The organism is Achromobacter veterisilvae, from assembly GCF_037619525.1.
Taxonomy (GTDB): Bacteria; Pseudomonadota; Gammaproteobacteria; order Burkholderiales; family Burkholderiaceae_B; genus Achromobacter; species Achromobacter veterisilvae.
The window spans coordinates 2,442,676-2,455,091 of record NZ_CP148753.1; the positions used below are offsets into that span (position 1 = coordinate 2,442,676).

Annotated in this window: 11 protein-coding genes; 9 read left to right on the forward strand and 2 right to left on the reverse strand. The window is 68.7% G+C overall.

The features are described from left to right. Positions 1-5: 5 nt before the first annotated feature. The gene (locus WHX56_RS11290; RefSeq protein ID WP_338881768.1) at positions 6-1,019 is read right to left on the reverse strand and encodes an NAD(P)-dependent oxidoreductase; all 1,014 of its coding nucleotides are present in this window, start codon (positions 1,017-1,019) and stop codon (positions 6-8) included. Next, entirely contained in the window at positions 941-1,993 is a 1,053-nt protein-coding gene (locus WHX56_RS11295; protein ID WP_338881246.1) for a substrate-binding domain-containing protein, read from the reverse strand. Before WHX56_RS11295 ends, WHX56_RS11290 begins: the two co-directional genes overlap by 79 nt. 221 nt (positions 1,994-2,214) lie before the next feature. On the opposite strand from WHX56_RS11295, the gene WHX56_RS11300 reads away from it, so the two are divergent. The 9 genes from WHX56_RS11300 to WHX56_RS11340 all read left to right on the forward strand — a co-directional run bounded on the left by WHX56_RS11300 (position 2,215) and on the right by WHX56_RS11340 (position 12,411). Beyond that, positions 2,215-3,270 (forward strand): ABC transporter substrate-binding protein, encoded by a 1,056-nt coding sequence (locus tag WHX56_RS11300; RefSeq protein WP_287755107.1) that lies wholly within the window; start codon positions 2,215-2,217, stop codon positions 3,268-3,270. Positions 3,271-3,303: 33 nt separating this feature from the next. Then, positions 3,304-4,617 carry a histidinol dehydrogenase gene (hisD, locus tag WHX56_RS11305; RefSeq protein WP_287755106.1) on the forward strand — a complete coding sequence of 438 codons (1,314 nt, stop codon included), beginning with the start codon at positions 3,304-3,306 and terminating at the stop codon, positions 4,615-4,617. A 19-nt stretch (positions 4,618-4,636) separates the two neighbouring features. Continuing rightward, on the forward strand, positions 4,637-5,398 hold the full coding sequence (locus WHX56_RS11310) for an SDR family NAD(P)-dependent oxidoreductase (RefSeq protein ID WP_338881247.1): 762 nt from the start codon (positions 4,637-4,639) through the stop codon (positions 5,396-5,398). A 25-nt stretch (positions 5,399-5,423) separates the two neighbouring features. Next, positions 5,424-6,413, forward strand: coding sequence for an alcohol dehydrogenase catalytic domain-containing protein (locus tag WHX56_RS11315; protein ID WP_338881248.1), 990 nt, complete (start codon positions 5,424-5,426; stop codon positions 6,411-6,413). Between the two features lie 70 nt (positions 6,414-6,483). Beyond that, on the forward strand, positions 6,484-7,299 hold the full coding sequence (locus WHX56_RS11320) for an ABC transporter permease (protein WP_338881249.1): 816 nt from the start codon (positions 6,484-6,486) through the stop codon (positions 7,297-7,299). After that, positions 7,287-8,105 carry an ABC transporter permease gene (locus tag WHX56_RS11325; RefSeq protein WP_287755141.1) on the forward strand — a complete coding sequence of 273 codons (819 nt, stop codon included), beginning with the start codon at positions 7,287-7,289 and terminating at the stop codon, positions 8,103-8,105. The genes WHX56_RS11320 and WHX56_RS11325 overlap by 13 nt, the downstream gene beginning before the upstream one ends. A gap of 84 nt (positions 8,106-8,189) precedes the next feature. Next, positions 8,190-9,272, forward strand: coding sequence for an ABC transporter substrate-binding protein (locus WHX56_RS11330; RefSeq protein WP_338881250.1), 1,083 nt, complete (start codon positions 8,190-8,192; stop codon positions 9,270-9,272). Between the two features lie 16 nt (positions 9,273-9,288). Continuing rightward, positions 9,289-10,107: an ABC transporter ATP-binding protein gene (locus WHX56_RS11335; RefSeq protein ID WP_129239540.1), complete on the forward strand. Its 819-nt coding sequence runs from the start codon at positions 9,289-9,291 to the stop codon at positions 10,105-10,107. Between the two features lie 12 nt (positions 10,108-10,119). After that, the gene (locus tag WHX56_RS11340; protein WP_338881251.1) at positions 10,120-12,411 is read left to right on the forward strand and encodes an alpha-ketoacid dehydrogenase subunit alpha/beta; all 2,292 of its coding nucleotides are present in this window, start codon (positions 10,120-10,122) and stop codon (positions 12,409-12,411) included. Positions 12,412-12,416: the final 5 nt, after the last annotated feature.

Sequence of the window (12,416 nt, forward strand, 5' to 3'; positions counted from 1 at the left end):
TGGCCTCACGGGAGCGCGGCGCCGCGCTCCAGGTGCGCGACGTCTTCGAGCAGCAGCAGCATGGCGGTGCAGTCCTGTTCCTGCCTGCCCCAGGATTTGGCCAGCGCGAACATCTCGCGGGCATAGCCGCCGAGCCCCAGGGGGGCGCCCACGGAAGCCGCCAGGTTCATCGCCAGATTGATGTCCTTGTAGCCCATGCGCATGGGGAAGTCGGGACTGATGTCGCCGGCCAGGACCTTGCCGGGAAAGTTGGTCAAGAGCTGGCCGCGCCCCGCCGTGGTGTTGGACAGCACCTTGACCACGGTGGCGCGGTCCAGGCCGAGCTTCGCGGCGAACATCAGCGCCTCGCCAGTCAGCACCATGCCGACCATGGACATGTAGTTGTTGACGAGCTTGAGCCGGATGCCGGAGCCGAAACCGCCCACGTGCACGATCTCGTCGGCCATGGCCGCGAAGATCGGGGCCGCCTGGTCGAAGTCCGCCTGGGCGCCGCCCGCCATGATCAGGGCCTTGCCCTGCGCGGCTTCGCGCGGGGTGCGCCCGACGGGGGCGTCGATGCAGCGCAGGCCCCGCGCGGCGAGGTCCGCCGCGATGCGGTCGGTTTCGACGGCGTCGCCCGTGCTCATTTCGATGACCAGGGCGCCTGGGTTGAGTCCCGTGGCCGCGCCGTCCGGGCCGAACAGCGCCTCGCGCACGTGGGAGGAGGTGGGCAGCATAGTGATGGCCACGTCGCAGCCCAGCGCCGCGTCGCGAGGCGTGGCGGCTCGCCGGAAGCCGGTGTCGGCCAGGCGGTCCATGGCGGCGGGAACGACGTCGTAGCCTGCGACTGCATACCCGCGCGCGGCCAGGTTGCGCAGCATCGCGCTTCCCATGACGCCCAGGCCCAGGAATGCGATGCGGGGTGTTTCGGTGTTTTCCATGGGGCTCTCTTCCGGTGGACTTAACTGTTGTGGCGCGCGCCGGTGCTGCTCTGGGGCGGCGCGGTGGTATCGCGGACGATCAGTTCGAGTTCGATGCAGACGTTTTCCGGCGGCGTGTCGGCGTCGGCCGCCAGCAGGATGTTCGCGGCGCGCTGGCCCAGCTCGAAGGCCGGCACGTTCAGGGTGGTGATGCCGGGCCGGCAGTGCGCGGCCATTTCGATGTTGTCGAAACCGGTGATGGAGATCTGCTCGGGCACGCGCAGGTTCTGCCACAGGCATTCCTGCAGGGCGCCGTAGGCCAGGATGTCGTTGCCGCACATCACGGCGGTGGGCGGCTCGGGCAGGCGCAGCAGCGCGGCCATGGCGCGGCGGGCCTCCGGCACGGTGTAGGGTTTTTCGATGACGTATTGCGGCGGCAGGTCGATGCCGCGGCGCTGCAGCGCGCGGGCGAAGCCGGCGACCCGGTCCGCGGCGCGGTCGTTGTCCTTGGAAACGCCGGCGATCACGCCCAGGCGGCGGTGGCCGATGTCCAGCAGATAGCCCGCGATGCGCTGCGCGGCGGCGGCATTGTCCCAGCCGACCATCGGCCAGGGTTCGGAGGCGTCGTAGTGGCAGGTGGTGACGAAGGGGATGCCCTTGGACCGCAGCAACTCGTATAGCTCGGGATCGCGGCTGCGGCCCACCAGCATCATGGCGTCGACGCCGCGCTCGATCAGCGCGCGCACTTCGCCCGCTTCGCGGGCCGGGCTGTAGTTGGTGCTGGCCAGCAGCAGTTGGTAGCCGTGTTCGTGGATGGTCTGCTGCATGCCGTCGACCAGCTTGGCGAACAGCGCGCTGTCCACGGTGGGGATGATGGCGCCCATGGTGCGGGTCTTGCGCGAGGCCAGCGAACGGGCCGCGCCGTGCGGGACGTAGCCGGCTTCGGCAAGCAGGGCCATGGCGCGCGCGCGCAGGTCGGGGCGCACCTTTTCCGGATGGTTCAGCACGCGGGACAGGGTGGCCGAGGAAATGCCTCCGCTGGCGGCAATCGATTTCAGCGTGTCGCCCGAGATCGGTTGGGTTTTTCGCTTCATGTTTGAAAGCGCTTTCAGAATTTTGATGTTGTGAATATACAGTTATTGGAACGCTACGGTCTATCTCTAGGGTTTTCTCGGGGTTGAATGCGATTTCCACGCGCTTATTCTCTGTATGCGCTTTCAAGAATGAGCTCGGACACAGACCCGAGCCTGCCATCCGGGGAATGACGCGGCAGCTCGCGCATGCACACCGGAATCCGCCAAACTGGAGACAAAGCATGTCGAAAATCCCCCGTCGCATCCTGAGCCTGTGCCTGGCGCCGCTGGGCGCGCTGCTGGTCAATCCCCCCGCGTCGGCCCAGGCGCCCACGCCCATCAAGGTCAGCTACCAGATCGCCTATTGGGCGCTGCCCATCTACATCGCCACGGAAAAGAACTGGTGGGCCGAAGCGGGCCTGAAGCCCGAGTTCGTGGTCTATCCGGCGGGCGCGCAGCAGATCGCGGGCGCCGCGTCGAAGTCCTGGGACGTGGGCGGCACCGGGTCCCCGCCTGCGGTGCTGGGCGCGCAACGCTACGGCATCGTCACGCTGGGCATCACCAACGACGAATCGACCGCCAACGGCGTGATGGCGCGCAAGGACAACGCCGCGGCGGTGCGCAGCAACGCGGCCAAGGAAGTGAAGGGCAAGCAGATCCTGCTCAGCCCGAATTCCACGGGCGAATACGCCACCATGGCCTGCCTGAAGAAATGGGGCATGCAGCGCAGCGACGTCAGCGTGGTGACCCTGGCGCCCGCGCAACTGGTCTCCGCCTTCATCGGCGGCAACGGAATGCTGGCCGGCACCTGGGCGCCCAATTTCTACACCCTGAACGAACAGAGCGGGGCGGAAGTGGTGTGCAGCGGCAAGGACGCGGGCGTGATGATTCCCGGCGCGCTGGTGGCGCGCGGCGAATTCGCCAAGCAGAACCCGGAGGCCGTGGCCAAGTTCCTGGCCGTGTACCTGCGGGCGGTGAGCTTCGAGAAGAGCAACAAGGCCGAGGCCATGGGCTACCTGCGCAAGCTGTTCGACGCCAACGGCATCAAGCTGAACGACGGCTACCTGGAACAGGAACTGGCGCGGCCGATCTTCACGCTGGAGGAACAGCTCAAGCTGATGTCGCGCACGGGCGGCAAGTCGTCCCTGGACCAGGCCTATGAATCGCTGTCCGCCTACCTGAAGGGCGTGGGCACGCTGACCGAGGTGCCGGATCCGGCAACCTACATCACCGACGACTACATGAAGCGCGTCGACCAGGCCCCGGCGCTCAAGGCCTTCGCCAACAACGCCAACTGAGTCCCGTCCCCTCTCTTATTCGAGGCCGAAACGATGGCAGTGAACAAGCTCAAATCCGCGTCGAAGCAACCCCAGGGCAACGAGGCCGCCGCGCGCGAGGTCGCCGCGGAAATGCTGGCGAACATCAAGTCCGGCGGCGAGGCCGCGGTGCGCGACTACGCCAGGCGGCTGGACAAATGGGAGGGGGACATCCTGGTGTCCGCCGCCGAGATCGAACGGCGCACCGCGTCCATTCCGGCGGGCATCAAGCGCGACATCGAGTTCGCGGCCGGCCAGGTGCGCAAGTTCGCGCAGGCGCAGATGGCATCGGTGCGGGAATTCCAGATCGAACTGTCGCCGGGGCTGGTGGCCGGGCAGCGGCTGATTCCGGTCAATGTGGCGGGCTGCTACGTGCCCACCGGGCGCTATGCGCACATCGCGTCGGCCTACATGAGCATCGCCACCGCCAAGGCGGCCGGCGTGCCCACGGTCATCGCCTGCTCCACGCCCTATCGCGGCGAGGGCATCCATCCGCAGGTGCTGTACGCGATGAAGGTGGCGGGCGTGGACGCCGTCATGACCCTGGGCGGCGTGCAGGCCATTGCCGCCATGGCCTATGGCCTGTTCACCGGCAAGCCGGCCGACATCATCGTCGGTCCCGGCAACAAGTTCGTGGCCGAAGCCAAGCGCATGTTGTTCGGCAGCGTCGGCATCGACGTCTTCGCCGGCCCGTCGGAGGTCTGCATCATTGCCGACGGCTCGGCGGACCCGGCCATCGTCGCGTCGGACCTGGTGGGCCAGGCGGAACATGGCCACGAGTCCCCCGCCTGGCTGATCGCGACCGACCGGGAACTGGCCGAAGCGGTGCTGCGCCGGGTGCCCGAACTGATCGAGGCGCTGCCGCCCACGGCGCGCGACGCGGCCTCCGCGGCCTGGCGCGACTATGGCGAGGTGGTGCTCTGCGATACGCGGGAAGAGGCGGCCCAGGTGTCCGACGGCTACGCCAGCGAACACCTGGAAGTCCATTGCGGCGATCTGGACTGGTGGTTCGGGCGGCTGAGCTGCTACGGCTCGCTGTTCCTGGGCGAGGAAACCACGGTGGCGTTCGGGGACAAGGCCAGCGGCACCAACCACATCCTGCCCACCAAGGGCGCCGCGCGCTATTCGGGCGGCCTGTCCGTGCACAAGTTCATCAAGACCGTGACCTGGCAGCGCATGACGCGGCAGGCCAGCCGCGACACCGCGCAGGTGACCGCGCGGATCTCGCGCCTGGAGGGCATGGAGGCGCACGCGCGCACGGCGGACGACCGCCTGGCCAAGTATTTTCCGCAAGAATCCTTCGAACTGGGCGAGCCCGTGCGCGAGTGAGGACCACATGCAGAATCACATGTCCCGTCTGTTCGGACTGGAAGGCCGCGTCGCGCTGGTGAGCGGCGGCAGCTCCGGGATCGGCAAGGCCATTGGCCTGGCGCTGGCGCGCGCCGGCGCCCGCGTGGTGCTGGTGGCGCGGCGCGAGCCTGAACTGGCCGGCGCCGTGGCCGAATTCGCGGCGGAAGGGCTGGCGGCGCGGGCGCTGCCCTGCGATCTGGCGGACCGCGAGGCGCTGCGAGGTTTCGCGCAGCGGGCCGCCGAGCCGTTCGGCGCGCCCGGCATCCTGGTCAACGCGTCGGGCATCAACGTGCGCAAGCCATTCGAGGACACCGGCGACGAAGACTGGGACCGTTCGCTGGCCATCAACCTGACGGCGCCGTTCCTGCTTACCCGCGCGCTGGCGCCGGCCATGCGGGAACGAGGCTGGGGGCGGATCATCAACATCACCTCGCTGCAATGCGTGCGCGCCTTTCCCGACAGCGCGCCCTACGGCGCCTCCAAGGGCGGGCTGATGCAGTTGACCCGCGCCATCGCCGAGTACTGGTCCCGCCACGGGGTGACCTGCAACGCGATCGCGCCCGGCTTCTTCGAAACGCCGCTGACGGCCGCGGTCATGAGCGATCCGTCGCGCGTGCAGGCGCTGGCCGGGAGCACCATGATCGGCCGCAACGGCCGGCTGGATGATCTGCACGGCGCCGCCGTGTTCCTGGCGAGCGAGGCGTCGGCCTACATCACTGGCCAGACGCTGTTCGTCGACGGCGGCTTTTCGGCCCGCTGACCGGACATTCCCAGGGAGCCCCGCCATGAAAGCCCTCGTCTACACCGCGCCTCGGCAGATCCTGTTCCAGGACGAGCCCGAACCCGCCCCGGCGGTTGGCGATGCGCTGCTGCGCATCGAGGCCGTGGGCATCTGCGGGTCGGATATGCACGCCTACCACGGGCACGATCCGCGCCGCAATCCGCCCCTGATCCTCGGCCATGAATTCGCGGGCGTGCTGGTCGGCGGCCCCCGCGCGGGCGAACGGGTCACCGCCAATCCGCTGATCCCCTGCGGCGAATGCGGTTTCTGCGTGCAGGGCCGCAACAACCTGTGCCGCAACCGCGGCATGGTGGGCATGACGCGTCCGGGCGCGTTCGCCGAACTGATGACCATTCCCGAGCGCTGCCTGGTCGCGATTCCGCAGGACATGCCGGCCCGCGCGGCGGCGCTGACCGAGCCGGCGGCCACCGCCCTGCACGGCGTGATGCTGGCGCAGCGGGCGCTGTTCCGGCCGCTGGCCGAAGCCCGGGCGCTGGTCATCGGCGGCGGCGCGATCGGGCTGCTGTCGGCGCTGCTGCTGCGCAGCCAGGGCTGCCGTGTCAGCCTGGCCGAGACCAACCCCCTGCGGCGCGCGTCCGCGCAACGGCATGCGGGCTGCGCCGCCTTCGATCCCCGCGAGACCCAGCCGGCGCCCGGCGGCTTCGAACTGGTGATCGACGCGGTCGGCGGAAAGGCCACGCGCCCGGCCGCGCTGGCCGCGGTCCAGCCGGGTGGCGTCATGTTGCACATCGGGCTGCAGGACTGGGCCAGCGAGATCGACATGCGCCGCCTGACGCTCGACGAGATCACCCTGATCGGGGCGTACACCTACACGACGGCCGACATGCGCGCGGCCGTGGACGCGCTGAACCGGGGCGTGTTCGGCGACCTGGCGTGGGTCGAGGAGCGCCCGCTCGCGGCGGGCGCCCAGGCCTTCTCCGACCTGGACGGCGGGCGCTCGGCGTCGGCCAAGATCGTGCTGAGGACGCATTGAAATGGCTCTGCTTCCCCTTTCCCGGCGCGCGGTTCCCGGCGCCCCGGCACTGCTCGACCGGACCGCGGCCATGACCGCCATCCCCCCGGCCGCCGCCGCGCCCGCGCCGTCCCGGCGCCCGCGCCTCTCGCTGCGCTGGCTGGTCAGCGGCGCCTCCGTGGCCGCGCTGCTGCTGGCCTGGTACCTGGCCACGGGGCCGCTGGAACTGCTGAGCGCGATGCAGTTGCCGTCGCCCGCCGACGCCTACGACGCCCTGCTGGAGATCGCCGGCGCGGGCTACGCCGACGGCACGCTGTGGCAGCACATCGTGGCGAGCACCGGGCTGGTGCTCTACGGCTTCGCGGCGGCGGCGCTGACCGGCGTGCCGCTGGGCATCCTGATGGGGCGGAGCCGGCTGGTCGAGGCCTACGTCAATCCCGTCTTCCAGATCGTCCGGCCGATCGCGCCGATCGCCTGGATCCCGTTGACGATCCTGTGGTTCGGGCTGGGCACGAGCGCGAAGGTCTTCGTGATCTGGCTGGCCGCGTTCGCGCCGACCGTGATCAATACCCATACCGGCGTGCGCAACATCGACGACACGCTGCTCCAGGCGGCGCGCGTCAACGGGGCGGCCGGCCGCCTGATGCTGCTGGACGTGGTCGTGCCCGGAGCGCTGCCTTCGATCTTCACCGGCCTGCGCACTTCGCTGCAGGCCTGCTGGATGGTGCTGGTGGCGGCCGAACTGGTCGGTTCATTCGTCGGGCTGGGCCATGTGCTGATCATCGCCACGCGCGATCTGAACTCCGGAATGATTCTGGTGGCCATGGCCGCGGTGGCGGCGATGGGCATGCTGATGTCCGCGCTGCTGGCGCAGGTCGAACGCAAGGTGATGCCATGGAAAGCCTGAGCACGGCCGGCCGGGGCGGCCGGCGCGCCATGCTGTCGCGTCGCGCGATGGAACGCTGGGCGATGCCGGCGCTGGGAATCGCGACGCTCTTCGGCGGCTGGGCGCTGCTTTCCGGGCTGGGCCTGGTGTCCCCCGCCTTCCTGCCCGGCCCGCTGACGGTGCTGCGCAGCATGGCGGAGCACACCCGCGAACCCTACGCCGGGTCGGTCCTGCAGATGCATCTGCTGGCCAGCCTGGAGAAGTTCCTGATCAGTTTCTCCATCGCGGTCCTGCTGGGCGTGCCGCTGGGCCTGTTCATGGGCCGCTTCCGGGCGCTGGACTGGGCGGTGGCGCCGGTGTTCGAAGCGTTCCGCTTCATTCCCCCCATCGCCTGGGTGCCATTCGCGATCTTCTGGTTCGGCACGGGTTTCCTGTCGCCCACGCTGGTGATCTTCGCCGGGGCCTTCGCGCCCTGCGTGCTCAACGCCTACCGCGGCGCCAGGCAGATCGACCGCGCGCTGATCGAGGCCGGCCAGATGCTGGGCGCCGGCCGGTGGGCCACGCTGACCGAGATCCTGCTGCCGGCGTCCCTGGCGCACATCGTCGCCGGCATCCGGGTCGGGGCGGGGTTCGGCTGGCAGTCGCTGATCGGCGCGGAGCTGATCGTCGGCTCCACCGGGCTGGGCTACATGATCGTGCAGGGCGGCAGCAATCTGGAGCCCGCCATCGTGATCAGCGGAATGATCACCATCGGGCTGATCGGGGCGGGCATCGACTGGGGCATGCGCGCCTTGCAGCGGCGGGTCCAGCGCGACTGGTCCCGCTGAGGGGCGCGGCGTCCCGAGGCCATTGACAGAGGAGGGCGAACGGAAGGGCAGTGCAGTGGCGGCAATCCATCTTGGAGAGAGACAATGAAACACTACAAAGGCCTCAAGGCCTTGGCAGCGCTCGCCATCGGGTGCTGGCTGGCGGCGCCGGGGGCGGCGGCCGCCCAGGCCGCGCCGGCGGGCGAGGAACTGTTCAACATCCGCATCGGGCAGCAGCCGCAGCGGTGGGCGCTGGAGTGGTACATCGCCAGCGAGAAAGGCTGGTGGAAAGAGGTGGGCCTGAATCCGGTGATCTCGACTTTCGCCTCGGGCGCGGTCGAGATCGCGGCAGGCGCCTCGGGTTCTTGGGACGTGGGCGGCGCGGGCAATATCCCGTCGCTGCTGGGCGCGTCCAAGTACGGCCTGCAGACCATCGGCATCGCCGACGGCGAGGCGGCGATCATCACGGTGATGGCCACCAAGGACCGGGCGGATGAATACCTCAAGAACCCGGCGCTGCTCAAGGGCAAGACCATTCCTGTCACGAGCAATTCCACGGGCCAGTGGGGCGCCGCCGAATGCCTTTCGAAGAAGTTCGGGCTGAAGGCGGACGACTACCGCTTCGTGAACCTGTCGCCGCCCGACATCAACGCGGCGGTGATGAGCGGCCAGTACGACGTCTCGTCCGTGTGGGCGCCCAACACCTACATCCTGGAAGAGGCCATCGGCGCCAAGGTGATCTGCACGGGGGCGGAGCTGAACATGCCCATCCACAGCTATCTGTTCACCACGCCGCAGTTCGCCAAGCAGCATCCCGACAAGGTCGCGCGGTTCCTGGCGGTCTACCTGCGCGCGGTGGCATGGCAGCGCGCGCATCCCGAAGAGGCCCGCGCCTACCTGAAAGCCTTCTTCGGCAGCGTCGGCGTGAAGTTCCCGGACAAATACCTGGCGCAAGAACTGCGCGACCGGCCGGCGTTCGATCTGGCCGAACAGGCGAAGCTGTTCGGTCCCAATGCCGCCGGCAGTTCGGACATCGTCGACTGGTGGAACAGCGTGGGGGAATTCATGGTGTCGGTGGGCGTCATCAAGAAGATCCCCGATTCCAAGACCATGGTCACGGGCAAGTATCTCAAGATGATCCAGGACGATCCTAAGCTCAGGGCATTCGTCGCCGACGTTTCAAAGTAGACAAAGGAACGCAAGCATGAGTCAGATCACTTTCGAACGGGTGCAGCGCGCCTTCAGCCGGGGCGGAGAGCGCTTCCTGGCGCTGGACGACGTCAGCTTCGAGGTCGGCGAAAGAGAGTTCGTCTCCATCGTTGGGCCGTCCGGCTGCGGCAAGACCACCTTGATGAGAATGGCGGCGGGCCTGGAGTTCCCGTCGTCGGGCAGCGTGCGCGTGGGCGGGAAGGAGGTGGAGCAGCCCGGCCCCGACCGCGCCGTGGTGTTCCAGCAGTTCGCGCTTTTCCCATGGAAGACCGTGACGGAGAACATCGGTTTCGGCCTGAAGTGCAAGGGCGCCTCGCGCGAGGCGCGGGCGGAAACGGTGGCGCGCTACATCGACCTGATGGGCCTGGCGGGCTATGAACAGGCGTATCCCCACCAGCTCTCCGGCGGCATGCAGCAGCGCGTGGCCATCGCGCGCAGCTATGCGCTGGATCCCGACGTGCTGTTGATGGACGAGCCCTTCGGCGCGCTGGACGCCCAGACCCGCGTGGTCATGCAGGAAGAGCTGGTCAAGTTGTCCCGGCTCAATCCGCGCACGGTGCTGTTCATCACGCACAGCGTGGAGGAAGCCGTGTACTTGTCGGACCGGGTCGTGGTGCTGACGGGCCGGCCGGGGCAGATCAAGGAAATCATCAACGTCGCCGACGTGCGCAAGCGTGAGGAGTGGGACAGCATGGAACGGATCGAGGACGTAATGGACATGGAGGCGTTCGTGCACCTGCGCACGCATATCTGGAAGCTGCTCCGCGCGCAGGAAACGGAGCCCCTGGACGCCGCCCTGGCCGCGGCGCATTGAAGGAACGCGACGATGAAGCATATCGATGATGGCGCCGCGCCGGCGTCCTCGGCGGGCACCGCCGGCAAGCGCCCGGCGTCCGGCACGCCCCCCCGATCTGGAGACGATGCGATGACCTCCCGGCTTGCCGCCCTGAAGACCAAGACTCCGTGGTGGCGGCTCAACGTCTCCGCGGCCGACGCGCGGGCAATCGAGCCCCGGGAAATGACCGCGATGCTGGAGCAGTTGATACTGATCCGGCGCTTCGAGGAAAAGCTCCTGAAGCTGAGCGTGGCCGGCATTCTGCATGGTCCGGCGCATTCCAGCATCGGGCAGGACGGCGCTGCGGTGGGCGCCATGTCGGTGCTGGGATCCGCGGACAAGATCAACGGCACGCACCGGATGCACCATCAGTTCCTGGCCAAGGCGCTGAACCATGCCACGCCGGCGGACTATGCGCCGCTGGCCTCGGCCACGCTGGACGCGCATCGCGAGGTCGTGCATCGGACCTACGCCGAGATCCTGGGCCTCACGCCCGGCTACTGCGGCGGACGGGGCGGCTCCATGCACTTGCGCTATCCCGAGGCGGGCATCTACGGTTCGAACGCCATCGTGGGCGGCAACCCGTCGCACGCCGTGGGCTACGCGTTCGCGGACAAGCTGCGCGGCCACGACCACGTGTCCGTGGCGTTCTTCGGCGACGGCGCCATGCAGAGCGGCGCGGCGTACGAGGCCATGAACCTGGCGGCGCTCTACGGCACCCCCACGATCTTCTTCGTGGAGAACAACCTGTACGCGGTGTCCACGCACGTCTCGGAACAGACCCGCGAAACCCGGCTGTCCGCCCGCGGCCTGTCGCTGGGCGTGCCGGCCATCGAATTCGACGGCATGGACGTCGTGGCCGCGCGCCTGGCCATGCAGGAGGCGCGCGCCATCGTCCGCCGCGACGGCGGGCCCGTGCTGCTGGAGGCGCAGACCTACCGCTACCTGCACCAGTCCGGCGCCTTGAAGGGCAGCGCTTTCCGCTATCGCGACAAAGAGGAGGAAGAAGCCTGGCAGGCGCGCGATCCCATCCTGACGTTCCCCGCGCAGTTGAAGGCGCTGGGCGTGATCGACGACGCCGGCATCGCGGCGCTGGAGCGCCGGGCGGACGAGTTGATCGACGGCGCGCTGGAGCGGCTGCTGGAGCACTACGGGGACGAGAAGTCCCAGCGCATCCGTCCCGAACTGTGGCCGGATCCCGCGAGCGTGGACACCGGCATCCGGGGCGACCTCGGAGAACTGGCGGGCCAGCGCGCAGTTGAACTCGAAGACCAGGCGCCCGCCGGCCTGGTGGACGCCAAATTCCAGGACGTGATCGCGCGCGCGATGCTGCTGAACATGCAGCGCGACGACGGCATCTTCATCCTGGGCGAGGACGTGCATCGCCTGAAGGGCGGCACGGCCGGCGCCACCAAGGATATCGGCGACCATTTCCCGGAGCGGCTCATCGGCACGCCGATCTGCGAAAACGGCTTCACCGGCCTGGCGCTGGGCGCGGCCCTGAACGGCATGCGCCCGGTCGTGGAAATCATGTATCCGGATTTCGCGCTCGTCGCGGCGGACCAGTTGTTCAACCAGATCGCCAAGGTGCGCCACATGTTCGGCGGAAAGTTCGCCGTGCCCGTGCTCGTGCGCAGCCGGGTCACGGCCGGCACCGGCTACGGCTCGCAGCACTCGATGGACGCCAGCGGCCTGTTCGCGCAGTACCCCGGCTGGCGCATCCTGGCGCCGTCGCGCCCCTACGACTACATCGGGCTGCTCAACGCCGCGCTGCGCTGCGACGATCCCGTCCTGATCGTGGAATACAACGATCTCTTCAAGAAGGTGGACAAGGTGCCCGCGGGCGACTGGGACTACATCGTTCCCATCGGGCGCGCGCGCGTGGCCAGGGAAGGCGCGCGCTGCACCATCCTGACTTACGGCGTCATGGTCGAGACGTGCTGCCAGGCCGCGGAACGGACCGGTATAGACGCGCAGGTGATCGACCTGCGCACCCTGGATCCGCTGGGCATCGACTGGGAAACCATCGAGGCGGGCGTCAGGCGCACGCAGGCGCTGATGATCGTCGAGCAGACCACCCGCGGCACCTCGATCGGATCCCGGCTTGCCAGCGACGCGCAGTCCAGGCTGTTCGATTGGCTGGACCACGAGATCGTCCACGTCACGGGTTCCAACTCGTCGCCGGTCGTCTCCAAGGTGCTGGAGCGGGCCGCGCTGGCGGACGCTCAGGCCGTGGAGACCGCGCTCCGGTCCCTGGATGCCCGCCGCGGCGGGTCCCGTTGATGCAG

Coding starts and splice junctions, on each gene's coding strand:
- WHX56_RS11335 (WP_129239540.1), top strand. CDS start 9,289: ATGAGTCAGATCACTTTCGAACGGGTGCAGCGCGCCTTCAGCCGGGGC.
- WHX56_RS11325 (WP_287755141.1), top strand. CDS start 7,287: ATGGAAAGCCTGAGCACGGCCGGCCGGGGCGGCCGGCGCGCCATGCTG.
- WHX56_RS11295 (WP_338881246.1), bottom strand. CDS start 1,993: ATGAAGCGAAAAACCCAACCGATCTCGGGCGACACGCTGAAATCGATT.
- WHX56_RS11330 (WP_338881250.1), top strand. CDS start 8,190: ATGAAACACTACAAAGGCCTCAAGGCCTTGGCAGCGCTCGCCATCGGG.
- WHX56_RS11310 (WP_338881247.1), top strand. CDS start 4,637: ATGTCCCGTCTGTTCGGACTGGAAGGCCGCGTCGCGCTGGTGAGCGGC.
- WHX56_RS11300 (WP_287755107.1), top strand. CDS start 2,215: ATGTCGAAAATCCCCCGTCGCATCCTGAGCCTGTGCCTGGCGCCGCTG.
- hisD (WP_287755106.1), top strand. CDS start 3,304: ATGGCAGTGAACAAGCTCAAATCCGCGTCGAAGCAACCCCAGGGCAAC.
- WHX56_RS11320 (WP_338881249.1), top strand. CDS start 6,484: ATGACCGCCATCCCCCCGGCCGCCGCCGCGCCCGCGCCGTCCCGGCGC.
- WHX56_RS11315 (WP_338881248.1), top strand. CDS start 5,424: ATGAAAGCCCTCGTCTACACCGCGCCTCGGCAGATCCTGTTCCAGGAC.
- WHX56_RS11340 (WP_338881251.1), top strand. CDS start 10,120: ATGAAGCATATCGATGATGGCGCCGCGCCGGCGTCCTCGGCGGGCACC.